Source organism: Bradyrhizobium sp. Leo78, from assembly GCF_059512425.1.
Genome location: NZ_JCAMOT010000285.1, coordinates 1 through 380 on the forward strand (window position 1 = coordinate 1; position 380 = coordinate 380).

The 380-nt window shown below is 55.5% G+C and carries 1 protein-coding gene; it reads right to left on the reverse strand.

The window, feature by feature from the left end; translation table 11 throughout:
- The coding region (locus AC5ZG1_RS44710; RefSeq protein ID WP_496136617.1) for a glycosyltransferase family protein at positions 1-380 on the reverse strand (380 nt) is incomplete at both ends.

Sequence of the window (380 nt, forward strand, 5' to 3'; positions counted from 1 at the left end):
GGTCGGAAAGAATGTTTTCTCCGTAGTATTGCAGTGACATATTCGAAGCATGTCGGCGATATACTGCTTGATCCTCTTTGATGAAGCCTACATCAGCATGTGATGCGAGCCGCAGCCACATTTCCATATCGCCGGCATGCGGCAGCTCCTTACGATAGCCGCCAACCTGCTTTTGCAGCGCCGTCCTCACGACAGCCGTCGGCGTTGGAACGAGATTGCTTGCCCCACTCAACCGAATGAATTGCGGACCGGACAAGACCTGCATGGGACGCATGTTGTTGTCGCCGAGAGGATCAGCGCGGCTCGTATTACCGTCCGGCTCAGCTATGAGCGCGTCCCCGAACGCCATCCCTACATTCGGATAAGTGCGCATCAGTTCC